The 26169-nt window shown below is 68.9% G+C and carries 22 protein-coding genes; 11 read left to right on the plus strand and 11 right to left on the minus strand.

Annotation, left to right across the window (positions count from 1 at the left end):
* Positions 1–26: 26 nt before the first annotated feature.
* From WME90_RS29995 to WME90_RS30010, 4 genes are all read left to right on the plus strand, one after another.
* Positions 27–1664, plus strand: coding sequence for a hypothetical protein (locus WME90_RS29995; protein ID WP_437275438.1), 1638 nt, complete (start codon positions 27–29; stop codon positions 1662–1664).
* Positions 1665–1944: 280 nt separating this feature from the next.
* The gene (locus tag WME90_RS30000; RefSeq protein ID WP_437275439.1) at positions 1945–3549 is read left to right on the plus strand and encodes a hypothetical protein; all 1605 of its coding nucleotides are present in this window, start codon (positions 1945–1947) and stop codon (positions 3547–3549) included.
* A 140-nt stretch (positions 3550–3689) separates the two neighbouring features.
* A complete protein-coding gene (locus WME90_RS30005; protein WP_437275440.1) occupies positions 3690–4442 on the plus strand; it encodes a hypothetical protein in 753 nt (250 codons plus the stop codon).
* Positions 4443–4497: 55 nt separating this feature from the next.
* Positions 4498–6168, plus strand: a complete 1671-nt coding sequence (locus WME90_RS30010) for a hypothetical protein (RefSeq protein WP_437275441.1) — start codon at positions 4498–4500, stop codon at positions 6166–6168.
* Between the two features lie 10 nt (positions 6169–6178).
* Here the strand turns inward: WME90_RS30010 and WME90_RS30015 are convergent, their stop codons facing one another.
* Positions 6179–6829 carry a hypothetical protein gene (locus WME90_RS30015; RefSeq protein WP_437275442.1) on the minus strand — a complete coding sequence of 217 codons (651 nt, stop codon included), beginning with the start codon at positions 6827–6829 and terminating at the stop codon, positions 6179–6181.
* Positions 6830–7181: 352 nt separating this feature from the next.
* Here WME90_RS30015 and WME90_RS30020 point away from each other — a divergent pair, with 352 nt between their 5' ends.
* Positions 7182–7829, plus strand: a complete 648-nt coding sequence (locus tag WME90_RS30020; protein ID WP_437275443.1) for a hypothetical protein — start codon at positions 7182–7184, stop codon at positions 7827–7829.
* A 118-nt stretch (positions 7830–7947) separates the two neighbouring features.
* Here WME90_RS30020 and WME90_RS30025 read toward each other — a convergent pair whose 3' ends face one another.
* Positions 7948–9495, minus strand: coding sequence for a DUF5050 domain-containing protein (locus WME90_RS30025; protein WP_437275444.1), 1548 nt, complete (start codon positions 9493–9495; stop codon positions 7948–7950).
* A gap of 570 nt (positions 9496–10065) precedes the next feature.
* Here WME90_RS30025 and WME90_RS30030 point away from each other — a divergent pair.
* Both WME90_RS30030 and WME90_RS30035 read left to right on the plus strand, forming a co-directional pair.
* The gene (locus tag WME90_RS30030) at positions 10066–10956 is read left to right on the plus strand and encodes a hypothetical protein (RefSeq protein ID WP_437275445.1); all 891 of its coding nucleotides are present in this window, start codon (positions 10066–10068) and stop codon (positions 10954–10956) included.
* Between the two features lie 46 nt (positions 10957–11002).
* Positions 11003–11773 carry a hypothetical protein gene (locus WME90_RS30035; protein ID WP_437275446.1) on the plus strand — a complete coding sequence of 257 codons (771 nt, stop codon included), beginning with the start codon at positions 11003–11005 and terminating at the stop codon, positions 11771–11773.
* A gap of 483 nt (positions 11774–12256) precedes the next feature.
* On the opposite strand, the gene WME90_RS30040 is transcribed toward WME90_RS30035, so the two are convergent.
* A complete protein-coding gene (locus WME90_RS30040; protein WP_437275447.1) occupies positions 12257–12640 on the minus strand; it encodes a DUF6968 family protein in 384 nt (127 codons plus the stop codon).
* Between the two features lie 1086 nt (positions 12641–13726).
* Between WME90_RS30040 and WME90_RS30045 the strand changes: the two genes are divergently transcribed.
* A complete protein-coding gene (locus WME90_RS30045) occupies positions 13727–14989 on the plus strand; it encodes a formylglycine-generating enzyme family protein (protein ID WP_437275448.1) in 1263 nt (420 codons plus the stop codon).
* 738 nt (positions 14990–15727) lie between these two features.
* On the opposite strand, the gene tnpC is transcribed toward WME90_RS30045, so the two are convergent.
* The 3 genes from tnpC to tnpA are packed head-to-tail and all read right to left on the minus strand — an operon-like array spanning position 15728 to position 18143.
* On the minus strand, positions 15728–17392 hold the full coding sequence (gene tnpC, locus WME90_RS30050; RefSeq protein WP_437275449.1) for an IS66 family transposase: 1665 nt from the start codon (positions 17390–17392) through the stop codon (positions 15728–15730).
* Positions 17389–17811, minus strand: coding sequence for an IS66 family insertion sequence element accessory protein TnpB (tnpB, locus tag WME90_RS30055; RefSeq protein WP_437275450.1), 423 nt, complete (start codon positions 17809–17811; stop codon positions 17389–17391). The genes tnpC and tnpB overlap by 4 nt, the downstream gene beginning before the upstream one ends.
* Complete coding sequence (gene tnpA, locus WME90_RS30060) at positions 17805–18143, minus strand: IS66 family insertion sequence element accessory protein TnpA (RefSeq protein WP_437275451.1); 339 nt, start codon at positions 18141–18143, stop codon at positions 17805–17807. The genes tnpB and tnpA overlap by 7 nt, the downstream gene beginning before the upstream one ends.
* Positions 18144–18234: 91 nt before the next feature.
* Between tnpA and WME90_RS30065 the strand changes: the two genes are divergently transcribed.
* Positions 18235–19164 carry an IS1 family transposase gene (locus tag WME90_RS30065; protein ID WP_437275452.1) on the plus strand — a complete coding sequence of 310 codons (930 nt, stop codon included), beginning with the start codon at positions 18235–18237 and terminating at the stop codon, positions 19162–19164.
* A 51-nt stretch (positions 19165–19215) separates the two neighbouring features.
* Here the strand turns inward: WME90_RS30065 and WME90_RS30070 are convergent, their stop codons facing one another.
* The 4 genes from WME90_RS30070 to WME90_RS30085 form a co-directional block, all read right to left on the minus strand.
* Positions 19216–19644 carry a hypothetical protein gene (locus tag WME90_RS30070; protein WP_437275453.1) on the minus strand — a complete coding sequence of 143 codons (429 nt, stop codon included), beginning with the start codon at positions 19642–19644 and terminating at the stop codon, positions 19216–19218.
* Positions 19641–20870, minus strand: coding sequence for a hypothetical protein (locus tag WME90_RS30075; RefSeq protein ID WP_437275454.1), 1230 nt, complete (start codon positions 20868–20870; stop codon positions 19641–19643). Before WME90_RS30075 ends, WME90_RS30070 begins: the two co-directional genes overlap by 4 nt.
* 184 nt (positions 20871–21054) lie before the next feature.
* Positions 21055–21678 carry a hypothetical protein gene (locus tag WME90_RS30080; RefSeq protein ID WP_437275455.1) on the minus strand — a complete coding sequence of 208 codons (624 nt, stop codon included), beginning with the start codon at positions 21676–21678 and terminating at the stop codon, positions 21055–21057.
* 343 nt (positions 21679–22021) lie between these two features.
* Complete coding sequence (locus WME90_RS30085; protein WP_437275456.1) at positions 22022–23107, minus strand: transposase; 1086 nt, start codon at positions 23105–23107, stop codon at positions 22022–22024.
* A 506-nt stretch (positions 23108–23613) separates the two neighbouring features.
* Between WME90_RS30085 and WME90_RS30090 the strand changes: the two genes are divergently transcribed.
* Together WME90_RS30090 and WME90_RS30095 are read left to right on the plus strand one after the other, a co-directional pair.
* On the plus strand, positions 23614–24456 hold the full coding sequence (locus tag WME90_RS30090; RefSeq protein WP_437275457.1) for a tetratricopeptide repeat protein: 843 nt from the start codon (positions 23614–23616) through the stop codon (positions 24454–24456).
* Positions 24446–24973: a hypothetical protein gene (locus WME90_RS30095; protein WP_437275458.1), complete on the plus strand. Its 528-nt coding sequence runs from the start codon at positions 24446–24448 to the stop codon at positions 24971–24973. Before WME90_RS30090 ends, WME90_RS30095 begins: the two co-directional genes overlap by 11 nt.
* Before the next feature lie 31 nt (positions 24974–25004).
* Here the strand turns inward: WME90_RS30095 and WME90_RS30100 are convergent, their stop codons facing one another.
* Entirely contained in the window at positions 25005–25562 is a 558-nt protein-coding gene (locus WME90_RS30100) for a sigma-70 family RNA polymerase sigma factor (RefSeq protein ID WP_437275459.1), read from the minus strand.
* Between the last annotated feature and the right edge of the window lie 607 nt (positions 25563–26169).

Below are 26169 nucleotides of genomic sequence, written 5' to 3' on the forward strand. Positions count from 1 at the left end.
GGCGTCGCCGCGAGGGAGGGGCCCAGGTGGAGAAGCGCGATCAGAGGAGCATCCGAGCCCTGTCCTCCGCCGCCTTGCTCGTGGCCGCGGCCGTGGGCGGCTGCAACGCGCTCATCGGCCTCGAGGTCGGCCAGCTGGACCCTTCCACGGGCGGCGCGGGCACGGGCGGCGCGGGCACGGGCGGCGCGGGCACGGGCGGCGCGGGCACGGGCGGTGGGGCCGAGGGCGGCGGTGGCAGCGACGGCAGCGGCTCTGGCGGCGGCGGCGGCGCCGGCACGGGCGGCAGCGCCGGGGGCGGCGGCGAGCTGCCGTTCTGCAGCGGGGATCGCGAGGGCGCCGTCCGCGGGCCGCAGGCGCGCTGGGGCGCGACGGTCGGGCTCGACGTCACCGACGTCGCGGCGCACAGCGATGGAGTGACGGCCATCGTCAACGAGAAGGACGCGATCTCCGTCGCGCGGTGGGCCCGCGGCGGCACCCGCGACGACGGGTACGGGCTGACGGCGAAAGATCTGCTGACCGGCACCATCAAGGCCACGCACCTCTCCATGAGCCAGGGGCTCGCGTATCTGGCCGGGTGGTCGGACAACGGCACCCAGCTGCCCGGCGCGTCCTCCGGGTGCCTCGTCAGCGGGCGCGCGCTCGCTCACCCGAGCTTCGTCGCCGCGCTCGACGAAAAGGGCCAGTGCCGGTGGACGTGGTCGCCGGACGGCGGCGCCACCTCCACCCCGCTCGGCCTCGCGGCGGCGCCGGGCGCGGTGGTCATCGCCGCCTCGGTGAAGGGGCCTGTCGCGAGCGAGGGCCCTTGCACCTTCGCGACGGGCAGCACGAGCACGGGGGCTTCGGTGGGGCTGGCCGCGCTCGATCCGGCGGCAGGCGGTTGCCTGTGGGCCATGCCGCTCGGCCCGACGCCGGCCATTACCGTGGGAGAGCTCGTCGTCGACGAGGCGCGCGACGAGGTGCTGGCGATCGGCCGCTACGAGGCGGCGCAGGGGCTCGTCTTCGCGGGAGCGCTGCTCCCCCCCTCGCAGGATCGCGATGTGTTCGTGGCGCGCTTCGCGCTGACCGAGCGGGCGTTCAAGGGCGTCGACGAGTTCCCCCTGCCGGGACGTCAGGACGTGGACCAGCGCGGGGCCGCGCTGCTCCCGGGCGGCGACGTCGTGATCGTCGGTTCCTACTCCGGCTCGCTCGATTTCGGCGAGGGCTGCCCGCCGGCGCCCGACGAGGACGCGCCAAACATGGAGAACTTCTTCGTCATGCGCGTCTCCGGGCCCTCCGTGGTCTGGGGCCGCGGGTTCGGCGACGCGGGCCATCGGCAGTGGGTCGCCAGCGTGGCGGTGGACCACGAGGGCCTGATCTACGTGACGGGGAACTACCAGGGCGAGATCGACCTCGGGAACGGCGGGAAGCTCATCGCTCCCGCGGCGGACGCCGATCCGATGGTCGGGTTTCTGATCGTGCTCGACGCCCGCGGCAACGTCGTCTCCGCCTCCGAGCTGAAGGGGACGGGCGACGCTTACGTGTGGGCCGCCGCGCCCGGCCCGGCCCCTGGAGACGCCCTCTATCTCGGCGGGGAGCTGGGCAGCACCCTCGATATCGGGCGCGACCCGCCGCTCACCAATGCCATGGGGAGCGGGTTCGTCGCCGAGCTCCCGGGCGTGCGGTGATCCCCGCTGTCCGGCGCCCCGGGCCCTGAGCGCTCGACGCCCCGCCCCCCGCATCGGGCGACGCGACCGGATCACCGCGGCGCGCGCTCCGGCCCAGGGCTGACGGCGGAGAGCGAGCGCCTTTCGGTGGGGGGCGCGCTGGAAGCCCCTCGACTCCTGGAGCCGCGCTCGGCATGAAGTCCATGGTGGCGAGCGAGGCGAGAGCTCTCGCTGGCGGCCGCGGCGGCGCCGCGCCACCGGGAGACGGGAGATGAAGCGCTATCTCAGGAGCACTCGACCCATGTTCGGCGCTGGGCTGCTCATCGCCGCGGCCGCGGGGGGCTGCAACGCGATCATCGGGCTCCAGGTCGGCGAGCTCGACACCTCGGCGGGCGGCGCGGGCGCGACCGCGGCGAGCGCGTCCGCCGGCGGCGCAGGAGGCGAAGGCGGCCGCGGCGAGGGCGGCGCCGGCGAGGGCGGCACCGGCGAGGGCGGCGCCGGCGAGGGCGGCGCCGGCGGCGAGGACGAGGCGTTTTGCAGCTACGCCCGCGAGGGAGCGGTCCAGCCACCTTCGGGAGAGTGGGGCACGCAGTCCGGCCTCGCGGTCGTCGGCATCGCGGAGCGAGACGGCGAGGTGACGGCGCTCATCAAGGAGAGCCGGGGGCTCGCCAGCGACCCCAGCAAGAACAGGACTGGGTTCTCCGTGGCGAGGTGGGGCTCATCCGGGATCCGCGAGAGCGCGTACGGGATGGCGACCGGCGACATGCTGGGCAGCGTCTCGGCCGAGCACCTGGCCATCGCCTCGGACCTCGCCTACGTGGCCGGGTGGTCGGAGGCACCCCTCACCTTGCTCGCGTCGGGCGGCAGGTGCACCGCCAGCGCGAGCGCGGACACCGGCCGCAAGCCGAGCTTCCTGATAGCGCTCGACGCGCTGGGCAAGTGCAGGTGGGCCTGGAGCGTGGACGCCGAGTTCAGCACCCGCCCGCTCGGGCTCGCGGCGACGGCCGACCGCGTCGTCGTCGCCGTCTCGCGATCGGGGGCGACGAGCGCGACCACCGACGGGTGCGTCCTCGGGGCCGCCGACCAGCGCGGCGTCACAGACCTCGTGATGTTCAACGCTGGCGGCAAGTGCCGGTGGAGCCGCGCGCTCGGATCCTCCGCGGCCGTACACGTCGCGGAGGTCCTCGCCGCGCCGGAGACCGGCGAGGTGCTCGTCGTCGGCGACTACGATGCGCTGGACGGGCCGCTCGAAATCCAGGGGAGAACGCTCCCCCTCGCGCCGGATCGCGACCTGTTCGTGGCGCGCTTCCGGCTCGAGGACGGCGTCCTGACGGGCCTCACCCCGCTCACGGCCGCTGGGACCCAGGCGGCGGCGCGGCACGGCGCCGCGATGCTCCCGGGCGGCGACGTCGTGGTCGCTGGCACCTACACCGGGCTGTCCTTCGGCTTCCAGGACGACTGCCCGCTCCTGCCCCCCACAGGAGATACGGAGAACTCGTTCGTCGCGCGCGTCTCGAAGGAGGGAGTCGTCTGGAGCCGTGGATTCGGCGACGAGAAGCGAGATCAGATGGCCGTCAACCTGACGGTGGGCGGCGCAGGCGCGATCTACATGGCGGGGACGCTCGAGGGCGAGATCGCCCTGGAGAACGGCGAGCGTCTCACGGCCGGGACGGATGAGCTCTCAAGCTTTCTGATCGTGCTCAGTCCCGGCGGCAACGTGCTCTCGGCGACCGCGTTCGCGGGCACCGGCACCGTGGGCGTGTGGTCGGTCGCGCCGGGCGCGAAGCTCGGCGATCCCTTCTATATCGCCGGTGAGCAGACGGGGACGTTCCCTCTCGTCCCCAGCGATCATGCCAGCGCGGCGCCGGGCGAAGGGTTCATCGCCCGGGTGAAGGGGTTGCCGTGAGCGCCGCGCGCGGACGTCAGCGCACCACGCGAGCAGCTCATGACATTTCCGCACGACGTTACGGAGCCTGCGACCGGACCGCAGCCGCGCGCATTCCAGCCCGGGTTGACGAATGGGGGACCGGAAGCTTCCATGAGAGGATGCGCTCGCTTCACCGCCTCTTCTGGTTCTGCCTAGCCCTCCCCGCCGGGCTCAGCTGTGGATTCCCCGACGCCACCTTCACGGAGCGCTCCAGCACCGGCGTGGCCGGCGGGAGCGGCACCACGGAGTCGGGGAGCACCGGTGCTGCGCCCTCGGACGCGGCGGGCTCGGGTGGCGCGGTGACCTCCGGCGACGGCGGGAACGGCGGCGGCTCGGCGAGCTCCGGCGGCGCTTGGGCGGGCTCCGGCGGCGGCTCGACGGGCTACGGCGGCGGCTCGACGGGCTACGGCGGCGGCTCGGCGACCTCCAGCGCGAGCGCCGGCCCGGCGACCTCCGGCTCCGGCGGCGGCTCGGCGACGTCCGGCTCCGGCGGCGGCTCGGCGACCTCCAGCTCGGCGACCTCCGGCTCCGGCGGCGGCACCGTCGACTGCGACGCCGACAAGGACGGCTATCTGTCGATCGCGTGCGAGGGCGGCGACGATTGCAACGACGGCAACCCCTTGGTCCACCCCAACCAGCCCAGCACCTTCTATGACACGCCGATCCCTCCGGGACGCAGCTTCGATTACGACTGCAGCGGTGAGGAGGAGGCGGAGTTCCGCTCGATCACCTGCAGCGGCCTCGTTTGCACCGCAGGGAACAGCGTGTTTCTGACGGAGGTCGCCTGCGGGAACCGGGGCCCGTTCGGCTCCTGCAGCGCGCTCTGCATGTCCAAATACACCTTTAATGACTACATCAGGGCATGCCATTGAGCCCGCGCTGCCTCGATGGCGGCGTCGAGGGTGCCACGCAACGGAGAGCCGACCGATGAGACCCGAACCTGGAGCGATCCGATCCGTCGTGTCCTGCGCCTGCCTGCTCGCCGTGGTGGCGGGGGGCTGCAACGCGCTCATCGGGCTGGAGGTCGGCGATCTGGCTCCGTCGCAGTCCGGCGCGGGCGCGGCCTCCTCGGGAGGCCCCGGCACCGGAGGCTCGGGCGAAGGGGGCGCGGGCGAAGGGGGCGCGGGCGGCAGCGGCAGCAGCGGCGGTGGGGGCAACGGCGGCAGCGACAGCGGCGGTGGGGGCAACGGCGGCGGCGACAGCGGCGGTGGGGGCAACGGCGGCAGCGGAGGCGGGGGTCCGACGTGCAGCGACGCCGAGGGGAGCATCGTCGAGCCATCGGCCAGCTGGGGACAGACGATCGGCTTCGATGTCGGCGATCTCGCAGCGTCGGACGGCGCGTTGACCGCGGTCGTCACCGACGTCCTCGACAGCGGGGCCTTTCGCTTCAGCGTCGGGAAGTGGAGCTCCGCCGGGGAGAACGATTCCCGGTACGGGCTCTCGGCGAACGATATCTGGGGCTTGCACCTGGCCACGGGCGGCGGCACCACCTATGTGGCCGGGGAGGCCGCAGGGTCCACCACGCTGCCAGGGGGGCTCCTCGACGGGTGCCGCGTCGGCCCTGCGCTGGTCGCCACCAACACCACGACGAGCTTCCTCGCGGCGCTCGACGCCAATGGCCGGTGCGGGTGGGCGTTCAGCCTCGACGCGCAGCACGGCACCACGGCGCGCGCCATGGCGGCGAGCTCCGAGGCGGTCGTCTTCGCCGTCGACGTGACGGACGCCGGCCGGAGCTTCGGCCCGTGCGAGCTGAAGAGCGTCCCGGCGGAGTCGGCGCTGCTCGCCGCGCTCTACCCGACGGACGGCGCGTGCAAGTGGCAACACCGCCTCGGACCGCGGGCCGCCGTGGCCGTCAAGGCGCTCCCCGTCAACCCGAGGGCAGGCGGCAACGTCGTGACGGTCGTGGGCGACTACGAGTCGCTCGACGGAGCGGTCACCTTCGGTGGGGACACCCCCTTCGCCGCGGAGCAGCGCGACGTCTTCGTCGCGCGCTACGCGGCGATCAGCGGCGCTCTCGTGGACGTCACCCCGCTGAACCTCGCGGGGGATCAGCTTGTGTCTCAGCATGGCGCCGCGCTGCTCCCGGGCGGCGACGTCGTGATCGCCGGCTCGTACCGCGGGTCGGTCGACTTCGGCGACGGCTGCCCGGCGTTGCCCGACGCGGGGGACACGGAGAACTTCTTCGTCGCGCGCGTCTCGAGGAAGGGCGCTGTGTGGAGCCGCGGGTTCGGCGACGACAAGGAGAGCCAGGTCGCGGCCGGCGTGGCGGTGGACGCCGCCGGCGCCATCTACGTCACCGGGGAGTTCACGGGCACCCTCGCGCTGGGGAGCACCGGGAGCCTCACGACGTCCCAGAAGCGGGCGGGGTTTCTGATGCGGCTCGATGCCCAGGGCAACCTGATCTCGGCGGCGAAGGTCGAAGGAGCCGGCGCCGTCGCCCTCCGGGTCGTCGCGGTGGACGGGGCGCTCGGCGGGCCCGTCTACGTCGCAGGCGCCATGACGGGCACGCTCACCCTCGACGGGCTCAACGGGCCGCTCGGGAGCGAGAGCGATCCCGAGTCGCGCGGGTTCATCGCGAGGCTCTCCGGCGCGCGCTGATCCTGGCCGGTCACTTGCCCCAGGCGATCGTCGATTGCTTGCAGGCGCTCACAGGCACCTTGCCGTCTTGCCCTCTGATGATGAGCACTTGATTGGCCGCGGACGCTGCGTACTTCGTGCCGCCCGGGCACTCCGCGCTCTGACCGGGGCCCAGCACGATCCTGGCGCCGACATCGACCTGGCACTCGTTGAGGGCGTCGAGGTCGTTCCACTCGACGCAGATGTTGTAGGCGCTCCGATAAGCCTCCAGCGCACCGCCGGGCCTCTGGAAGGTCCAGTACGCGCCGGTCGGCCCGGCCTTCTCCGTGTTCTCGTATCGGGCTGTGAAGACACGGTAGACCGTGAAAGGCTGTTTCACCGTGAAGACCCGTCCATCGCAGAGGGCGCCCTTCCCTGCCGGCTGGATGGCGAACGAGGGGGCCGGCTCGTTCACCGGCTCGGCGCCAGCGGGCGGGCTGTCGACCCTGCCGGCGCACGCCGGGGTCTGTGTGACCGGCTCGGGCGCGGCGGGGACAGGCGCGCTCGCCGGCGGCTCGGCCGCGGGGACGGGCGACGTCGCGGGCGCGGACGCCGAGGGCTGCGGCGCCGTGACCGGCGGGGTGGCCGCGGTGGTGCACGCGGCGAGGACGAATGTGGCAAGGAGGGCGGCAAGGATACGCATTGCCCCACGACAGACGGAACCGCCCGGGGCTGTCAAGCTCCATCCAAGGTTTGGCCGCCTCCTGCGCGGCACGAGCTGGCATCCTCCCCTGCCTGATGTTCACCCAAGCCTGAGCGCCACGCCCTCGACGACCTCACCAGCAATGATTCAGAAACCCTGTGGGTTTACGCTCGATCGGGCCGGCCGCGCGCTGATCCCGGTTCGAGCGAAATCAACGCCAAACGCTCGGCCGATGGTGTGAAATGCTTCGCATGGTGGATCCCGAGCCGACGGCGCCGATGGATTCCGGCGCGGTTCCCGCTTCCGCGCCTTGATGCGTGCAACTGCGCGCCTGGGCGCGTACCCTCGCCGCATGGCACGTCCGCACGTGATCCCGTTCACCTTGGTGTCGCTGGCTTCGCTCGCAGCCTGCGACCGCTCCGAGTCCACGAGCGCGGCTCCGTCCGCGAGCGCGACCGCGACCGCCCCGGCTGCGCCTGCCCCGATCGGCGCAGCCGCCGTGGCGCCGGCAGGGAGCTGTCCGGCGGGCAAGTGGGAATACGACTACGCCGATCTGTTCCTCGAGACGCTGGCGCGCAACTCCTCGGGTGCGCGCGTCGTCAGCGAGCGCGGGAAGTACATCTGCACGATCAGCGGCAACGAGCGCGGCAGCTACGTGTGCGAGACGAGCGAGGGCGGCGTCGAGAACGTGTTCGAGGCGCCCACGGCCGGGATGGCGCTGAAGATCACGGTCAAGATGAACGGCCGCTCGAGCGCGGAATTCGAGCCTGCGGGCCCTGGCCGCTGGAAGACGACGCGCGCCGACATGAGCGGCCTGCGCGTCGAGACGAAGGCCACGCTCGCCGGCCGCGACATGCCCGTGCCCGCGACAAACGCCTTCTCTGGCATGGACCGCCCTGGAACCATCTTCGAGTACCGCTGCGAAGGCGACGTGCTCAAGCTCAAGCCCATCGTCGACGGCATGGCGACCGACTTCATCACGATGAAGCGCGTGCCCTGAGAGGTCGGACGCGCAGGACACGCGCGGGGCTGCGCAGGAGCCTCGCGCTCCTGACACAGGGCCCCGGAGCGACCGCGCAGGAGGAGCGCAGGCCGCTCGCGCGCCCGGACACGGACGTTCAAGGAGCGTGGTAGGACAGGACTTGACCCTGGTAGCGGTAATCGCCGGCGTTGGACCAGAACACGCCCTGCCCCTCCGGGGCGATGACGCGCCAGGCGACGGGCTGTCCGAACGCCAGCAGCACGGTCCTATGGTTCTCGAGATCGTGCGCGTTGACGCTGCGGTTCCCGCGCGTGTCCGTCGAGAACAGCGTAGAGCCCCGCAGGGCCAGCCCCGACATCGAGCTCCCCTGATGGACCAAGGTCTTCTGCCCTCCGGCGATGGGCGCCTTGAACACGCCGCCGTCGCCGGCGTTGGCCCAGTACACGAACGCCGCGTCCACCGCGATCCCGGCCGGCTCGGCCTCGTTGTCGGCGATGACGGTCACCTCCCCGCCCGACTTCGCCACCTTGTAGACCTTGTTTGTCGCCGCGCCGCCGGTCCAGTAGAGGTTCTCGGCGTCCTGCGCGAGGTACGCGGGCCTGCCGGCGTCGGACGCGAGGACGACCGGCTCGCCGCCGTCGAGCGGCATCGTGTAGATGCTCTCGCCGTCGCCGTCGCCGAAGTAGATGGCCGACGCGTCGCCGATGACGCTCACGACGTAGCCGACCTGGGCCAGCGTCTCCACCTCCAGGCTCGCCTTGTCGACGCGCCGGATCGCCGACGGGATCACCGGATCATCGTCGCCGCCGCTCGCCCAGTACACGTGGGAGCCGTTGACCCACAGCGCCTTGGGATCGGGATCCGCGGGGATCATCGCCTCTGCCTCGGTGGTGCCCGGCCTCACGCGGTAGATGAACCCGTCGTTGTTGTCCCCGGTCGCGACGTCCTCGGTGCCGCCGCTCGCGAAGTAAAGGAAGGACTCGTCGGCGGCCAGCGCGCTCGGGTAGCGGTGCAGGCTCGCCATCGGGGTCGCCAGGATCATCCCGGGATAGATCCTGGAGAGGCGGTCCGTCTCCGTGACGACGCGGTCCCTGGAGACGTCGTGTCGCGCGAGCGGCGCGAAATCGTCCGAGCCCTTCTGAGCGGTGAAGCCATAGGCGCCGAGGACGGTGTTTTCGCCCAGCTCCGCTCTGAGCTCGACGGTGATGGGCAGCGTGAGCGTGATCGGCCTGTCGAACGAGTGGCCCTCCGGACCGAGGATGTACATGGGCCCCACCGCGCCCTCGGGGGCCCCCTCGACGCGCTCGATGGTGATCACCGTGTCCTCGCTCACCGCGCCCGGCGGCACGTCGATCGTGAATCCGTCGTCCGCGGTGAAGGTGCCGCCCTGCGCGTCGACGGAGAACTGCTGGCCGGGCCCTGGCTGCGCGCCGGTCCCCGAGGAGGCGCCGCCGCCCGTATCTCCGCCGCCCGTATCTCCGCCGCCCGTATCTCCGCTGCCCGTATCTCCGCTGCCCGTATCTCCGCTGCCCGTATCTCCGCTGCCCGTATCTCCGCTGCCCGTATCTCCGCTGCCCGTATCTCCGCTGCCCGTAGCCCGATTGCCCTTGTCCGTCCCTCCGCACGACGCGCTGCTCAACGCGGCAGCCGCGCACGCCAACACCACGAATAAGGTTCTTGTCATCGCTTCGCTCCTCCGCGGGCGGTCGTTGCCGCCATGTCATGGAAGGCCAGGGTTCTGCCGAGCTCGCCATGGGCGCGGCTGCGGCATCACCATTGATCAGGCAACATCGTAGCGCCCAATGCGACGGTGGCGAGCTGAGCCGGAGCACATGAGAGCATACAGCGTTTACCCGTCAGGGTTGTCCCAGGTGCGCAGTTGGACCACGAGTCGCGGGCGGCTCATGAATCGTCGCTGTGGGGCAACGGCGCCGCGCAGGCCACGCGCGACGACGGCTTGTGTCGCGCTGGCCGGCGAGGAGCGCGCCGGCACCGTCGGGACCTGGGGAGCGGCAGCCCAGCATGCGCCGAGGGGCGGGCCATCGCGGCCTTCGCGGCGACGCGCGCCCCGTCCGGCGTGCAGCCCGTGGCCGAGATGCGGCCCACCGTGCGGCCGGAGCGGCGACCCGCTGGCAAGTGTCGGGGCTTCCAGCGCGGCGCCCCCCGCGGTGTCGGGGCGGATTGAGTTCGTGGACAGTCCGCGTATCCTGGCCTCGCTGCACCGAAGCCACCCGCAGTTCCTTGGAGTCGTCGCGTGAGCGCGACGGGAGCCAGCATGCCGATCGGGCAAACGAAAGGGAGTATCGTACCGCTGCGCCGCCTCCGCGCGCCGCGCCGCTGGGGCGCGCAGGCCGCTGCGGTGCTCGCGGCGCTGCTCGGGCTCGCTACGCCAGCGGCCGCGCAGGCGCAGGCCGCGCCGCAGAAGCCGGCGCGCGGCGACGCGGCGGCGAGGCCCGCCGCGCCGGGTGTGTCGCCCGCCGCTGTCGCTCCCGCGCCCGCCCCGATCGCTCCCGCGCCCGCCCCGATCGCTCCCGCGCCCACCCCGATCGCTCCCGCGCCCGCCCCGATCGCTCCCGCGCCCACCCCGATCGCTCCCGCGCCCGCCCCGATCGCTCCCGCGCCCGCCCCGATCGCTCCGGTGGGCGGCGCGCTGGTGGCCCTCCCGCAGGGCTACTACCTGCCGCCGCCGTCGCTCCCGCCGTGGGCCAACCCGCGGACCATCGCGTACGAAGACGGGGACCCGATCCCGCGCGGCTACGCGCTGCGGACCAGGTCGGACCGCAAGCTCGTCGCGGCGGGGCTGCTGACGTTCGGCATCCCGTACGCGCTCACGTTCACGGTCGCAGGCGTCGCGGCGTTCGATAACGACAATTTCGACGAGTTCGGGCCGCTGTTCATCCCGTTCGCCGGCCCGATGATCGCCGCCGCAACCATGGAGGCGGAGGGCGCGGGCCTCTTCTGGCTCACGATGGACGCCGTGACCCAGATGGGCGGGCTCCTCCTGTACGCCGCCGGCCTCGCGCACGAGGACGTCTACCTCGAGCGCCAGTTCACGGTGAGCTCGCGCGACCCCGGGCGCGCCGCGTCCCGCTGGCCTTCGGTCTCGATCGGCGGGTCGTCCGCTGGCCTCCGATGGCGATTCTGAGCCGGCGCCCCTGCGCCGACAGCCCTCACCCCGAAGGGAGACGCACGTGACCGCGATCCGCACCGTCCTCTCGATGGCCGCGCTGTTCGGCGCGCTCGCGCTCTCAGCGCCGGCTACGGCGGAGAGCGACGCCCCCCCGTCCGCGCAGAGCGCGCCGCCGCCCGGATACGCGCCAGCTCCGGGCTACGCGCCAGCTCCGGGATCCGCGCCGCCCCCGGGCTATGCGCCGCCCCCGGGATACGCACTGTCGGTGCCCGGACATCCGTTGCCGCCTGGCGAAGCGCCGCCCGGATACGCGCTACCCCCGGGCTATGCGGCGCCGCCCGGATACGCGCCGTACGCGCCGTACGCGCCGTCCGCCATCTACGGCACGCCGCGGACGCTGACCTTCACGGAAGGCGGGCTCCGGCCGGCGGGCTATCGCCTCGAGACGCAGATGAACCGCCGGCTCGTGGTCGCGGGGGCGATCGTCCTCGGCAGCGCGTGGGCGCTCACGGCGCTGACGGCCGGGACCATCCTCAGCGAGGGAGAGAGCGGGAGCGCCGGCTATGCGCCGCTCCTCTTGCCCGTGGGCGGCCCGTTCATCACGCTCGGCACGGGCGAGGACGTCGATTTCGATGACGACGACGGCCAGGCCGCCGCCGCTATTCTCCTCCTCGACGGGCTCACGCAGGTGACCGGCTTCACGCTGCTCGTCGCGGGCCTCGTCTCCAACCAGCGCGTCTGGGTGCGCGACGACATCCCGCACAAGGTGTCGGTCCACGCCCCCGAGCTCCTCGTCGGCCCGACGAGCGCGACCCTGCGCGTCAGCTTCTGAAGATCGGACTCGCCTGGGCCAGCGCAGCGGGCTCTCTGCACGGCCCTTCGCGACGCCTCCTGCCGGATGGTGGTGTACTTCGGCCGAAGGTGGGGTCTTTTGAACCGCCAACCACACAGTCTTATAGATTTCCGAGAACTTTCCTCAAAGAATCAAGTTAGCACCCATGCTGCCATCCTGTCTCGAATGGCCGATCTGCGTGGGTGTCTGCACCGCAATCCGGACTTCCCTGAAGAGACCGCGGCCGCTGACGGCGCGTAGGCCGCTGGTCTTATTGCGCTACATCATTGTTCCAAGTCGAAAAACTTAGTTGCCTCATCGGCCTAGGCTTCGGAGCAGGCGGCTCTGACGGAGGCGGCTCCGGAGCGGGCGCAGGCGCTACAGGCGCAGATGGCGCGCCGCCGACCAGCCGGAGGAACCCACGCCCGTTCGGCAGCGCCCGTTGGGCGTTCAGTGGGCGGATTGCTGAACGGGTAAGCAGGATTACGCCGTCGGGTGGATCAGTGACGGCAGACCAAGGTCGGCGCTGTCGCCCCATTTGAGCTCACCCGCGTCGCGCCACGGCTTGAGCAGGTCGCCCACCTTGCACATCGCCAAGAACAGCGCCTGGAACGGATCGGAGCCAATCGCGTAGTCGAGAACCGGAGCCTTGAACGACTCCTCAATCTCGATGTCAACGATCCATTCGTTCTCTCGATGAACGGGACTGTGTGGCCTGCTGAGCAGGATGCGAACCTTGCGCGTGAAGCTCCCATCATTCGGCGTGAAGTCCAGATGCCTTGAGGCTACCACGTTTCCGTCGTGCATGCCCGGTAGATAGGGCAGCGCTGGCGTCAGTGGAAGTTGTTGATGCAGAAGTTCGTCCATTCCCGCCCGCCCTGATTCGCGGCGGACCAGCACTGCCTCTTGAGCCAACTTGGGCACGCGAAACGACAAAACATCTCGCGAGAACGCTGTCGCTTGCGGGCGAGCAAGCACACCTGCTTGAGGCGCGGCTCGGCTGCCGCATTAGCGTCTCTTCCGGTTCCGTGATCTCGGCCACTGGCTGGACCACGCAGGACGACATGAACACGGCGGCGATGATCGTCGCGATCCTCATGGCCCTCCGCGAAAGCGAGCCGCGGGCCACGCGGCCGTGAGCGCTCGGGTGACATGAGCGCGCCCGCCACCACGACCATTCACTGCGTATTCAAGCCTGGAATCATCGGCGATGAAGCGCCGAATCGTGACAGGAATGGACGTCTGGGGCGAGCCGATCGCCCGGGCGCTAGGCGGCCGGCGTCCTACTCCGCGCCGTCCGGCAGGTCGCCGAACAGGCTCAACTGCACGGGCGTCCGCGGCTTCGGCCGCCACGCGAACAGGTCGAGCTGACGGGAAGGGCTCCGGCGCGGGTGCAGCTGGCTCGACCAATTTGAATGGCCGTCTGCCCTAGAGGACCGATCACGTCGGAGTCGCGAGGAAATCAACAGAAGGGAAGAGCAACCGCAAGGGCGCGAGGGGCGCAAGGGGAAGGCAAGAAAATATCTCGTCTCTCGTCCCTTGCGCCCCTCGCGCCCTTGCGGTTGCTCTCCTTCCCGCATTCCTTGCCCTTGGAGCTTGCTTCCCGGAAGGACGGTTGGGCATCGCAACTTAATGAATTTAGACAGCTTTCAATCTGTTCGGCGCTCTAGGGCACTACCGCGCCGCGAGGCACCCGCCCATGTCGCGACATGCCCGCCGCTTGCTCCGCGAGGCACCCGCCCATGTCACGACATGCCCGCCGCTTGCTCCGCGGGTGGTGGCCTAAATAGGCCCGCGAATCCCGCATCTGGGCCACTCGAAACCAGCATCCGGACCACTCAGATGGGCCATATATCCCGGATCACGTTGAGCTGACGCGCTCCCCACTGCCGCAACAGGTGAGGCCGGTCACAAATTTTACTCGCGCGCGGCGCCTGCCTTACCATGCGGCGCATGTCGCACTCGCTCGTCTCCAGAGCTCTTCCCTTCCTCTGCGCCAGCGTTCTGAGGACGACTGCCGTGCAGTTCGGCCTCTTCGTAGCGCTTGGGGGCTGCTCGCCCAAGGATCGCGACTTCCGGCGCACGGGCACCGGCGACGCTGGCGGCGCAACTGGCGGCAGCGGTGGGCACGGAGCCGGGGCTGGTGGGGGCAGCGATAGTTCCGCGCAGGGCAGCGGCGGCGCGGGTGGAGAAGGGGGCGGCGTAGGCGGCGTAGAGTGCTTTGCTGACCAAGCGAAGTGCTCGGAGAACACGCAGAACACGCCGCAGCGCTGTGTCGACGGGCGGTGGGAGGACGCGGAGCCGTGCCCTGCCGCAGCGCCCGCGTGCGACGCGGGGAAGTGCGTGCCGCCGAGCTGTGTCGGACTGGCCGAGACATGCGGGCCGGATGGCAATGAGAGCTGCTGCGCGACCACCGCGATCCCTGGAGGGCGCTTTAACCGGAGCAATGACGAGAGGTATCCAGCGACGGTGAGCCGGTTCTTCCTGGATCGGTTCGAGGTAACGGTGGGGCGATTCCGGAGGTTCGTGGAGGCGTATCCCGGGAGCAAGCCGGCGGCGGGAGCAGGGGCGCATCCGCTCATCGAGGGGAGCGGATGGAATGCGGATTGGGCGAGTCAGCTACCTGATGGCCTGTCGGAGCTGACAGCATTGGCAATGTGCAACCCGAACTTCTCGACGTGGACGGATGCAGCCGGTGGCCATGAGCATCTGCCGATGAACTGCCTGAACTGGTATGTAGCGTTCGCGTTTTGCGCGTGGGATGGGGGCCGTCTGGCGACGGAGGCGGAGTGGAACTACGCGGCTGCGGGTGGAGACGAGCAGCGAGCATATCCGTGGTCGAATCCGGCGAGTTCGACCACGATCGATGACACGTACGCGGTGTACGGCTGCACAGGGGATGGGACTGCATCCGGCGGGTGTGCGTTCAGCGATATCCGTCCGGTCGGGTCGAGATCGCCGACAGGAGATGGAAGGTGGGGGCAGTCGGACTTGTCTGGTAGCCTGTGGGAATGGGCTCTGGATTGGTATGCAGATTATAACAGCGATTGCAGCAATTGTGCTAATACGACCAGTGCATCGAGCCGGGTGGTCCGAGGCGGGAGCTTCGACGACGATGCGTCGTTACCGTACCTGCTCTCGTCCGCTCGCAGCAGCACCGTGGACCCGTCGTACCGCAACGACAGCGGCGGGGCCCGGTGCGCGAGGAGCCCGTAGCCAGTGGCGGAGCCTCGCCGCGCTCGGCGTCGAACTCGACATTGGCGACGCAGCGCTGGAGCAGCGACTCCGCGGCAGGCATCTCGGGCAGTTCTACGAACTTGGGGATGGCGTGGCGGCAGCTCTACCACCGATACCACGTCGTCTGTCGGCGGTCTCCGTCCATCGCGCGAAAACGCCGTCAAACAGGCTGTAAACGCGCACGTTGGCTATGACATCCACTGTCCGACCGGGCTCATCAAGAGCGAGCCGGCGATCTCTCAAGTGGTACACTAAGGGCCTTAGCGAAAGCGCCCCGCCCTCAGTTCGCACCTGAGAGCGGGGCTGCAAACACACCCTGTGGAGGCCCACAGAGCGCGCATCGCAGCCGCATCATGGGCCGGCCCGGGGAGAGAGGCAAGGCCCGTCATGCCCGCTCCGCTCCCGCTGGAGATGCGCGTCCGCATCGCGTCCGCTCTCGTAGAAGGCAACTCCCTGCGCGCCACTGCCCGCATGGTCGAGGTGGCGCGGGGGACCGTGCTCGACTTCGCCCTGCGCCTCGGAGAGGGATGCATCCGGCTCCACAGCCGTAAGCACCCGGCCATCGCCATGGGCACGGCCCCTTGCGGCTCTCGCCGGGGTCGACGATGCTGGGCGCGGGGCGGCGTCGGCCCACGACTCGGCCCGGGCACAGGCGGTCCTGAAAGACGGCCCGGCGAGGTGGTCTCCGCCTGCGTCGCCGACCGAGGCTTGCGTTGTTCAGGTCGCGTCGGCGTCGCCGGCGACCGGGGCGGCGCGCGGCGATTTCGCCCATGCGTCGGGCAGCAGTTCGTCCAGCCGACCGCGTGGCCAGCCCGCCTGCAACTTGCCGATCACGTCCGTCGCCCAGGCGAGCGGGTTGACTCCGTGCATCCGACACGAGCCGAAGATCGTATAGCCAATGGCCAGGCGCTCAGCCCCCTTGTCCGAGCCCGCGAACAAATAGTTCTTTCTTCCGAGTGCTACACGTCTTAGCTGCCGCTCGACCTCGCCGTTATCTATCTCGAAGCGTCCATCCGTGAAGCAGCGCCGCCACGCAGCTTCCTGGTTGATGGCGTACTGGGTAGCGATGCAGAGCGGCGTGCCTGGTACGAGCCGAAGGTGCAGCTCGTGAATCCACTGATACAGCTCGTCCACAGCGGGGAGCGACCGCTCCTGCCGGCGCGTCAGGCGCGCCTCCGTGGACAGCGCCTCCTCCTTGCAGGCTGCCTCGATTCGGTAGATGGCCTTGAAGTACGAGAGCGCCACCGCGGCCCGCGTGTCGCCGCCCTTGGCCGCCTTCTCGAACTTGGCGCGGATGTGCATCCCGCAACCGAGCCGACGCTCCTCGGGCACGATCATCTCGCCGCCTTCGCCTCCGCGCAGCATCGCGCCATAGCCCGCGTACCCATCACCCTGCAAGTAGCCGGTGAAGCCCTGGAGCAGCGCGGCTGGATGCTTCGCCTTCCAGTCCGGTGCGTACAGGAACGCCACGAGACCCGTTCCGACGAAGGCCCAGATGTGGCCTCGCTTCACCCCCGCCGGATGATCGCGATCTAGCACCCGCATCCCGGTGTCGTCGGCGCACAGGTAGAACGAGCCCAGCACCCGCTCCTCGATCCTCTCAGCCACCGGAGCGAGCACGTCGAGCGCAAAGGCCGACCAGTCGCCCAGGGTCGACGGGGACAGCGACACGCCGAAGCGAGCGTATTGCTGCGACTGCCTATATAGCGGCATCGCGTCCTCGAACTTCTCGACAAGGATGCTGGCGAGCAGCCCCGGTCCCGGACGGCCTCGGTCCATCACCTTCTCGCTATCGGCCGTCGTGACGCCCTGCTCCGGGCAGCGCGGGCAGGCGAGCTTCTCCCGCTGCTCCTCGATGATCTTGAACTGCGCAGGAATAAACTCGAGCACTTCGCTCGTACGATGGCCAATGCACTTCTTCTCTGCGCCGCACTGCGGGCACGTCCGCTCCGCCTCAGGAACGGGCACCACGCGCGTCTCACGCGGCAGGTGCTCGGGAAGCGGCGCGCGCCCGCCCCGTCCTCGCGGCGGCTTCGGCGGCTCAGGGGGCTGCGGCACCAGCCCCTGCTCCGGCTGCGGCGGAGCGTCCGCGCCGAGCTCCGAGCCCGCCGCCCCCGGCGGCGCTTCCGCCCCGAGCTCGGCGAACATCAGCATCAGCTGCTCGGTGGAGACCTGCTGGCTCTTGCGGCCGTACAGGTCGCGCAGCGCGCTCGCGAGCCTCGCCGAGAGCGCGGTATTCTTGTCGCGCAGCTGGACCAGCAGCCCGAGCACCAGCTCGATGAGCTCCGGGATCTGCCCGGCGGCCGCCAGCTGCTCGAGCTTGCGCCGCACGTCCGCCAGATCGGCGGGCAGTTGTGCCTGGGATTGAAGAGGACTGGTCACGTGGCGCGCGAGATAGCTACCCCGCGCGCATCCATCAAGCTTTGCTTCGACGGAGCAACTTTTCTCACGCCGGGTCTCCAGCGCTTGCGCCGCACGGCCTGGGACAGGTCGAACCCTTCGAGCATCAGCGACAGCTCGGCCGCCTCGACCTCGACGTGGGTGGTCCCCTTGGGCAGGTCGCGGGCGAGATGGAATCGCCCGCGGGCCAATTTTTTCGCCACGATCATGTAGCCAGTGCGGTCCCAGAACAAGACGCGCACCTGGTCACCTCGCCGATTCCTGAACACGAACAGATGCCCGCAGAGCGGGTCGGCTCCGAAGCGCTGAGAGACCAAGGCCGACAGCCCATCAAAGCTCTTGCGCAGGTCCGTGGGCTCGGCGGCGACGTACACGCGCACCGACGGCGGCAGCGTCAGCACGGCGTCTCCTCGGCGGCGAGCGCCAGGACCCGCTCGAGCGTGGCCGGGTCGAAGCCCGGCCGGACCCGCACCACCCGCCCGTTGGGCAGCGCGATCTCGATCGGCTCCGGCGCGACGACCGATGCGTCCGTCACCACGTGGACCGGCAGAAAGCGTGGTGCCTCGGTCAACGACGACGGCGAGGGTTGCGAGGGCCGGTCAGCGCGCAGCTTCCAGCGCCACCAGTACAGCTGTTTCGGCTGGTACCCTTCGCGCCGCGCGAACTTCTCGGCGCTCAGCCCGCTGCGCTCCCACCGCCCCACCCGCTCGGCCCACTCCGCCTTCGTCGCCATCGCTTCCTCCTTCGTCGCGATGGGGACTGGTAACCGGCCCCGACGGGGTGGTCACGATGGCGTTGGTCGGGCGCTTACCCACAGCCGGAAGGTGCGCTGCCTGGCGGCGCATGTGATCCAGATGGACGAAATGTGGAGCTTTGTGCAGAAGAAGCAGGCCCGCGTGACGGAGAAGGACCCCGCCGAGCACGGGGACGCCTACCTCTATGTCGCGCTGGACGCGAACACGAAGCTGGCGATCTCCTTCCACGTCGGCAAGCGCGACGGGGAGAACACCGAGACGTTCATAAAGGATCTGCGCGCTCGGCTCACGGTCGTTCCGCACATCACGAGCGACGGCTGGCAGCCGTACATTGAAGCGATGTTCGCAAACTTCCGCGGGTCGGCCGACTACGCACAATGCGTCAAAAATTACCGCGGCGGGCCGCAGCGCTCCCCCGATCACCGCTACGAACCGAGCCGGGAAGTCTTCGTCACCAAGACGCCAGTCTTCGGTGTGCCCAATGAAGAGCTGATGTCGACCTCGTACGTGGAACGCTTCAATCTCCAGACGCGCCACACGGTCGGCCGGACGCGCCGCTTGTGCCTCGCGTTCTCGAAGACGCTGCGTGGGCACCGCGCAGCGATCGGCCTGGGGATCGCCTCCTACAACTGGGTCCGCGTGCACGGCACGCTCGGCACCACCCCGGCCGTCGCAGCGGGCCTCGCTGAGCGCCCCTGGACCCTCGCCGAGCTCGTCACCGCGGCTCTGGGCGAGGAGGAGGAGATGCCGCCGCCTGCGCCGCAACCGCTCAAGCTCCAGCCGCGCCACGGGGAGGCGCCTGCGCCCGCTCGCGAGCTCCCTGGCGGCCGGGGATGGCTCAGGCTGGTGCCGGGCGGGTCGTCGCCAACAGGACCCACAACGCCGCCGCCTGTGGCGTCTGTTGCGGCTCCACCGGAACCGGCGCCCCCGCCGTCAGAGCCGCCTCCCGCGCCGGGGCCGGGGCGGATGGTGCAGCTGGGCTTGTTTGGAGAGCTGTAGGGAACCACGGCAGCGAATGTGGAAGCAGCCGCTGTGCCGGCGTCAGTTCTATCACTCCGTCGTCCTGGGACCGGCTTGCGTAGCCTCTGTTTTGGTAGTTTCCGCGTCGGCGACAGCCTTCGGTGCGCGCACTACAACGCTCGATCGAGCGAGCTTCTTTGCGATGGCCTTAGTTTTCTTACCTCGCACTTCCGCATGTGCGAGGTTTAGTAGCTGAGGCACGGGAACCACCTCTTGCTCTAGCGAGCGCGCCTCTCCCGCAACGATCTGCGCCACGCCCATATACGGATACTCAGACAGGGACTCGTCTATGGTGCGCATAGACGCTCGATCTACTGACATGTCTGGGTCCGTAAATGCGCCAGATGACGCCGTGCCATCTTCCTTCAGCTGATAAATATGAAACCTTCGACTGAGGAGCTCATCGTTAGTGATGAGCATGACCGTGCCAACGCTTTCGCCGTCGAGTCCCTTACTCATGACGCCACCCCATCATGAAACCATGCCACCAACTCTAGAGCTCGCTCGCGAGAGACAGCGCCTTCCGCGGTTTCGCTACCATGCATTCGGAGGTGCCCGATCGCGCTACTATCGGAGAACTCCAACTCCAAATAGACAGGACCGACTTCCCACTCCAGCTGCACGTTCCCGCTGGGAAGCGGAGTCGCGAACGGCAGAACAAAGGCAGTGTCTCTGGCCCGTGCAGCGGACGCGGCGAGCAGAAGGAACCCGCGCGCATGCCGACGAGCCGCCGCGCTTGTTGGCAACCCGTCGTGTGTATTCCAATTACGCTTGAGCTTGCCGAACGAATCAATTCGTTCGATTATACCTGTGAGGCCTTTTGCTGCTTCGTTCATGGGCATGGCCGAAAACTCCGGTGCACCATCGTCGGCTGGCGTGACGTGAAGAACATCGACGATGTCCTTCACCTCTGGTTTCTTGCCAAGTGCAACTACAGACACAATCTGCCATCGGCTGCGGTCGGCATCCGCGGCGGCGAATAGCGCGGCGCTCAAGGGAGCGACGGCAGTACCTCTGCTGGTATCGACCCACATTTTGCGTTCGCGGGCATCAAGACGTCGAAGCCTCCCAGTAAATGTCAATAGCCACTCTTCCGGCGCAGGCAATGGCTCTTCGGTTTTATTCGGTGGCTCCGGCGACGTTTGCTCTGGTGGCGGCTGTGAGGCGATCTGGCGCGGCTTGACCTCAATTAATTCTTCAAGCTCCGATACTGGCGCGCGCGGATCGAGCGAGTAGACCGTGTTTCGCTCAACGAACGCGATTGGACGTTCCGGCGTAGAGAGTTCGGCGCAGCGCGACAGCAGCGCCATAACAGCTTTCTTGGCGCTGTCTGTTAACATCGGCGGGAACGGTTTGCCTGTAAGATGCCGCTTTGCGCTATCTATGGCGACCGCCAATGGCATGTGCGGCGCGTCGGCAGCATCCGCGGCGACCTGCTCAAAGGTCAGTCTGCACGAGCCACTTGTAAAATCTACCAGGTCTACGCCGCCTACGTCTCGGTCTGATACGCCTAGGTCGGCCGCGACGGCCTCAACCGTAGAGCGCAACTGGCTGAGAATCTGCTCCAGAACGCTGATGTCGATTCGTCGTGGGCTATCGTGCAGACCAACTGATAGAGCTCGTTGTACGGCGCGAGAGTGCGCTTCGAGTGGGCGAGAAGCCGCAGTAGGATCGGAGCTCGTCATGACGGCATGCTACATCGGTGCCGTGTGACAGGGGCAACATCGATTCGCTCGCGCGCCGCGAAGCATGCGTTCAGTGCGGAGCCGGGCGTTCAGTCGGCACGGGCTGGCTCAGGCCATGCCGCCGCCATCTTCAGCTATCAGCGCCATGAGGGCGATCTCGCGCAAGACCTCGCCCCGGGGTGGGTCAGACGGCGGCGATGCGCTTCGCGGCGCGCGCCCGGCAGCGCTGCAAGGCCCACTTGCCGGCGCGCTTGCGCATGCCTGCGGCGACGGCTGCCTCGTGGGCGAAGCGGAGCGCGCCGCCGACCCCGAGCATCGCGAGCAGGAAGCGCTGGGCCTGCGGGGGTTCCGCGCGGATCTCCGAGGCAAGTTCGAGCGCGGGCTCCACCTCGTACGTGCGCGCCTCCAGTAGCGTCTCCCCGCCCTCGCGGCTGTGGCGCCGAAAGACGTCCTTGAAGCGCTTGCGGTTGCTCACCATGCGCCACGCCATCGTCCGCATGTACCCGCCGATCTGCCCTTCGCGCTCGGCAGGGTCCGCGCAGAGGGCGAGGGAACCATCAGCGATGTTGCGGTACGTGAGGCAGGCGCACTCGAAGGCGAAGTCCTCGACGTCTCCGGAGGGCAGACCGCGGCGGCGCAGGTACGCCTCGACACGGGCAACCCCGTGCATGAGGGCGCGCCCGATGGCGTCCTTGGTGTGGCGATCGAGGTGCGGCGGGGCGGTGGTCGGACGGGTCCCGGGGTTCCTCGGCGGGCGCTTGGGCGCACCGGTCCCTTGGCCCGATCCGCGCGGATCGGTAGGCTGCATGCTGTCGGCTCCGTGCAAGCGGTGTCGGCCACGCGGCCCGGGTGCTGGTAACACCGCGGGCCGCACTTGCCTGCAAGTCTACGAGCCAACTATCGAGTCACAACAGATATCGATATCTGGTCCACTACATTGTTCGGTCTGGGCCACTAGCGGTGATGAGATGTGGTATCTGGGCCATCACCGCTCCGCGAGGCACCCGCCCATGTCTCGACATGCCCGCCGCTTGCTCCGCGAGGCACCCGCCCATGTCGCGACATGCCCGCCGCCTGCTCCGCGAGGTGGTGCGGCCTTTTGCCCAAACTGCTGCACCTCAGCAGGCAAAGTGCCGCACCCGATCGCAGGCTCAGCCCTCGGTGGGCGGCTCGTCGAACAGGGACAACTGGACCGGGCCGCGCGTCGGCTCGGGAGGAGGGGGCGGAACGACCTGGACCGGGGATGCCGGCGGAGGCGGCGGCTCGCTCTTGCGGCGCTGCTTCAAGGCGGGCGTCGGCTCGGTCACGAGGCGCAGGAAGCCCCGGTTGTTCGGGAGCGCCCTCGCTGGCGCGGAGGGCTCGCGATGAGTGAGCGGCTGCGCCTCGGGGGCTGCGGCCTCCTCCTCGACCAGGAGCGTCTCCAGGAGCTCGTCCAGCGACCACACGTGGTCGGTGATGCCGGCCTGTACCGCCGGGGTGACCCTCAGCGTCTTCACGACGTGGCAGAGGTTGTAGTAGGCGTATGTGAGCGCGACCGCCGCGCGGTGGTGCTCGATGCGCTTGGAGAAGGCCAAGCACAGACGCCGCATGCGCCCGTTCTGGTGCCGCGTGGTGCCGTTCAGACGCTCCACGTAGGACGTGGACGCCTTGGCCGGGTCGGGCGCGCCGTAGACCACAGACTTCGTGATGAAGGGGTCACGAGGCGGCTCGTACCGGTGGTCGTCTCGGCGTCCACGGCTGCCAGAGCGGTAGTTCTTCACCGTCTGCATGTAGTCAATCGACGTGCCGAACGAGGCGCCCACGGCGGGGATGTACGGCGCGAAGCCGTCGCTGGTCAGCTGGGGCATCACCAGCATGCGGGCGCGAAGGTCCTTGATGAAGGCGTCTGTCGTCTCCTGGTCGCGCTTGCCGACGCGGTAGGCGATCACCAGCCTGGACAGCGAGTCCACCGCAACGAACGTGTACGCCTCGCCCACGTCGGGCGGGTCAGCGGGCGTGACCCTCGCCTGCTTCTTCTGGACGTAGCCCCAGATCTCGTCGACCTGGACGAGGATGCACCGGAGGTCGCGCACCATGCGGTTGTGGAGCCGCTCTGCGCCCTGCCCGAGGGCCAGCGCGAAGCGGCGGATCGTCCGCTGGTGGACGCCGGTCATGCGCTCGGTCGCGCGCACGCTGTTGCCGTCTACGAGCGCCGCGAGCACACGCAGGCGCTTCTCCGCCGGGAGCACGTTCGCCACGGGACCCTTGCCTTTCCCCGGCGGAGGGCCCACGATCCGGTCTGCTAGGACGTCGGACGGGTCGCACCGCTCGGCTTCTGCCGCCCTGCCTTCGGGTCGCAACCGGAGGCGGGGCGCTTTCGTCTAAGGTCCTCTGATTATAGCGATTTTCCAGGCAAAAGCCGCTGGGAAAGGCGCGGTAGAGAGGGCGCTAGGACAGCAGGTGTCATAGCGGCTCTACCGCAGCCGGGTGGCCGACGCGTGGTCCGCTTCGCCCCGATCCGGCAACAATAGCAGCCGGACGAGCCGCATCATCCTCTGCGCCGCCTGTCGCCCACCCAACGTCATCCGATCCATGCTGCGGAACGATCCTCGCTACGGGCGTTTCACGGCAGACATCCGACGCGTAGCGTAATTCCAGCATTTGCAGCACCTACCCGCGGCACTGAACCAGCGGGCAGGTAGCTTGCCGAAGCAACCGGTGGTAGGATCCATCATCCTGCCACAACGGCGGCGAGGTTTCACCTATGGCGGTTCAAGTACGCAAGTCCGCGTCGTACCTGGATGAACTCCAGGACTGGTCTGTCGAGGTATCGCGTGAGCGCATAGAGTGGATCCTCGCCGACTGCAAGCGACTCGTCCGGGCTTCTTCTGCATCAACGGCCGACATTGCCGAGGCCTACCAGGTCATGGGGCACGCGTATGCCCGTATGGGGCGCGACGAAGATTCTCTCAGTAGCTACACGAACGCCGCTCGACTCGATCCTAGCAATCCACAGTATATCATGTGCACTGGCGCGAGCTTACTGTCTCTTGATCGCCCTTTGGAGGCGCTCAACGTCTTCGTGGCGGCCGTCGACCGCGTCGACGGACTCAACAAGATTGTGATGCTCGGAAATATGGCGGAGGCACTTTCCGACCTCGGTCAGATTGACGACGCGCGTGAGGTGTTTCTAGAAGCCGTGCGCGTTGCTGATTTTTCGTCTCCTCTATCGGTGTATATGCTCGCAAATCAAGCGGCAGAGATCGGCCTCGACGATGAGGCGATTGAACTTTTTGCGCGCTTCTTGTCGGCAAAGCAGGGGAAGAATCTCGGCGACACCCCTGCGCTCGAGTTCATCGAAGCCGCCCCTGAGGACCTTAGATCTGTGCTGAGGACCCCGTACGCCGCCCCGCTCTCGCAGGCTATATCGCGCGCGAAGGCATTCGGTGACCTCAAAAAAGTGGTCGGACGTAACATCGCACGATGCGCGTGGCCAGATCGCGGCGAGGCTGCTGATGATGAGTCAGCGGCCGTGTTCGAGGAAACTCGATTGGCTAGAATGAGAGCCAATTCGGCAGTCTTGACGGAGGATGATTATGCCTCCTGACTACAAGGCGATAGCGGCTAAGGCTAATGGCCTGGCGCCGGCTAGCTTAATTGCCAAGGCGCGGCCCGGCGCGGTGTTCATTGTAGATGACAAGCTTGTTGTGTTGCCTGATTCACGAAAGCCAGGTGTCAAGCGTACATGGCACGATGGCCGTCGTGTGATCATTGTGCAGTCGCAGCAAATGAGCAGGGCAGGCATCCCGAGTACGATTTTGGCGGTGCCGTGTTCTGCATCCGCAAAGCTCGCAGGGCCTTGGGATATGCTGCTTCCGAATGGCGAGGAAGGATTCGACTGCACCGGCGTCATAGCGTACGCCAGCCTCGTTCAGCCGTTTCTTAAGTCAGACTTGGAAAGGTACGTTGGTCAACTGCAAGACGACACCCTCATCGAATTGCAGCGCCTCGTCCTCATGAACCTTGGCCTAGTGCAAACGGATCAAGTGCAGCTTCCAGCGCGAGATGGCATATCCAAGCCCGAGGATGATGCGGCTCCAGCCGCTCAGGCGCCGACGGGGTAGGCCGGCCTGCCGCTCTTGGCGGGCCTGGAAGTCATCGCCACCTCCGCAGCTTCAGCGCCAGCGCCTCGCGGGCGATGCGGAGCCTGGACGCCGCCGTGTGCGGGTTCATGCGGCGCCGTCGGGCGTAGGCGGCAAGGCTCTCCGGGTCATCGACGGAGAGCAGCGCATCGACCTGCCAGTCCGGGAGCTCCGTCATCGCCTCCAGCACCTCCCTCGCTTCGATCTGCGCGTGCATGTCGATGCCGACGGGCTCGCGGAGCAGCCCGAGCGGCGACGGGTGGGGAACGACGCGGCGCACGTACGCGCTATGCACGTAGTGCGAAGCGAGGCGCCACGCGATGCCGTGGAGCCACTTCCGGAGCGCGTCGCGCGGCTTGTCCTTCGGGTCTGGCCGGTACATCCCCCGGCGGACGGCGTTCCACGCGTTGAGCAACACCTCGGCCTCCACGTCGCGACGGTCGCGCTTCGGGATGCCGGCGAGCGTCGCCATGACGATGCCGCGCTCGGCAAGGATCGCCTCCATCGTCGGCTTCTTCCTGGGATGTCGTGCGGCAGGCGGGCGTCCGGCCCCCTTCCGCGGGCGCTTCACCCGCTCCTCCCGCAGGTTGGGCAGCGGTCCGCCGCAGCGAGCCCGCCGAGCAGTTGCTCCACGGTGATGCCCGCTGCCTTCGCGGCGCGCTGCGCGGTCCCTGGCGAGCCGTGGTCACGCCCGCGGGCGATGCCTTCAAGGCACGCGACGGAGACGCCCATGACCTCGGCGAGGCAGGACCACGACCCGTACGCGGCGCGTAGGTTCTTCAGCGCCGCCCGGAGGCGCTTGCGCTGCGTAGGGGTGAGTGAGAGACAGGAGGCGGTTCGGCGACGTCGGCGCGCGTGCGCACCCTCGCCTTGCCCACCGTCGGGTGGGATCAGGTATAGCTGCACTGTCGGACCTCGTGCTTGCGGGGTTCGGCCACGCAGCCCGGTCGGTTGGCGCCGACGCGGGCTGCACTACTTCCGGCCGAACTTAGCCCGTAAGCACGGGGCCGGAGTCAAAGTGCTGCACCCAAAGGCAAAGGGCCGCACTACCCTCCGCGAGGCACCCGCCCATGTCGCGACATGCCCGCCGCCTGCTCCGCCAGGCACCCGCCCATGTCGCGATATGCTCGTCGTCCTCTCGGTGCAGGCCTTCGACGGCGCGCACCAGGACGCGCGCC

It is taken from the genome of Sorangium sp. So ce375 (assembly GCF_051473855.1).
Classification (GTDB): domain Bacteria; phylum Myxococcota_A; class Polyangia; order Polyangiales; family Polyangiaceae; genus Sorangium.

What these genes read in the sequence shown, in the direction of transcription:
- WME90_RS30000 (WP_437275439.1), top strand. Translation starts at nt 1,945, where the DNA reads ATGTTCGGCGCTGGGCTGCTCATCGCCGCGGCCGCGGGGGGCTGCAAC.
- WME90_RS30005 (WP_437275440.1), top strand. Translation starts at nt 3,690, where the DNA reads ATGCGCTCGCTTCACCGCCTCTTCTGGTTCTGCCTAGCCCTCCCCGCC.
- WME90_RS30010 (WP_437275441.1), top strand. Translation starts at nt 4,498, where the DNA reads ATGAGACCCGAACCTGGAGCGATCCGATCCGTCGTGTCCTGCGCCTGC.
- WME90_RS30015 (WP_437275442.1), bottom strand. Translation starts at nt 6,829, where the DNA reads ATGCGTATCCTTGCCGCCCTCCTTGCCACATTCGTCCTCGCCGCGTGC.
- WME90_RS30020 (WP_437275443.1), top strand. Translation starts at nt 7,182, where the DNA reads ATGGCACGTCCGCACGTGATCCCGTTCACCTTGGTGTCGCTGGCTTCG.
- WME90_RS30025 (WP_437275444.1), bottom strand. Translation starts at nt 9,495, where the DNA reads ATGACAAGAACCTTATTCGTGGTGTTGGCGTGCGCGGCTGCCGCGTTG.
- WME90_RS30040 (WP_437275447.1), bottom strand. Translation starts at nt 12,640, where the DNA reads ATGGACGAACTTCTGCATCAACAACTTCCACTGACGCCAGCGCTGCCC.
- WME90_RS30045 (WP_437275448.1), top strand. Translation starts at nt 13,727, where the DNA reads ATGTCGCACTCGCTCGTCTCCAGAGCTCTTCCCTTCCTCTGCGCCAGC.
- tnpA (WP_437275451.1), bottom strand. Translation starts at nt 18,143, where the DNA reads ATGGCGACGAAGGCGGAGTGGGCCGAGCGGGTGGGGCGGTGGGAGCGC.
- WME90_RS30070 (WP_437275453.1), bottom strand. Translation starts at nt 19,644, where the DNA reads ATGAGTAAGGGACTCGACGGCGAAAGCGTTGGCACGGTCATGCTCATC.
- WME90_RS30075 (WP_437275454.1), bottom strand. Translation starts at nt 20,870, where the DNA reads ATGACGAGCTCCGATCCTACTGCGGCTTCTCGCCCACTCGAAGCGCAC.
- WME90_RS30080 (WP_437275455.1), bottom strand. Translation starts at nt 21,678, where the DNA reads ATGCAGCCTACCGATCCGCGCGGATCGGGCCAAGGGACCGGTGCGCCC.
- WME90_RS30090 (WP_437275457.1), top strand. Translation starts at nt 23,614, where the DNA reads ATGGCGGTTCAAGTACGCAAGTCCGCGTCGTACCTGGATGAACTCCAG.
- WME90_RS30095 (WP_437275458.1), top strand. Translation starts at nt 24,446, where the DNA reads ATGCCTCCTGACTACAAGGCGATAGCGGCTAAGGCTAATGGCCTGGCG.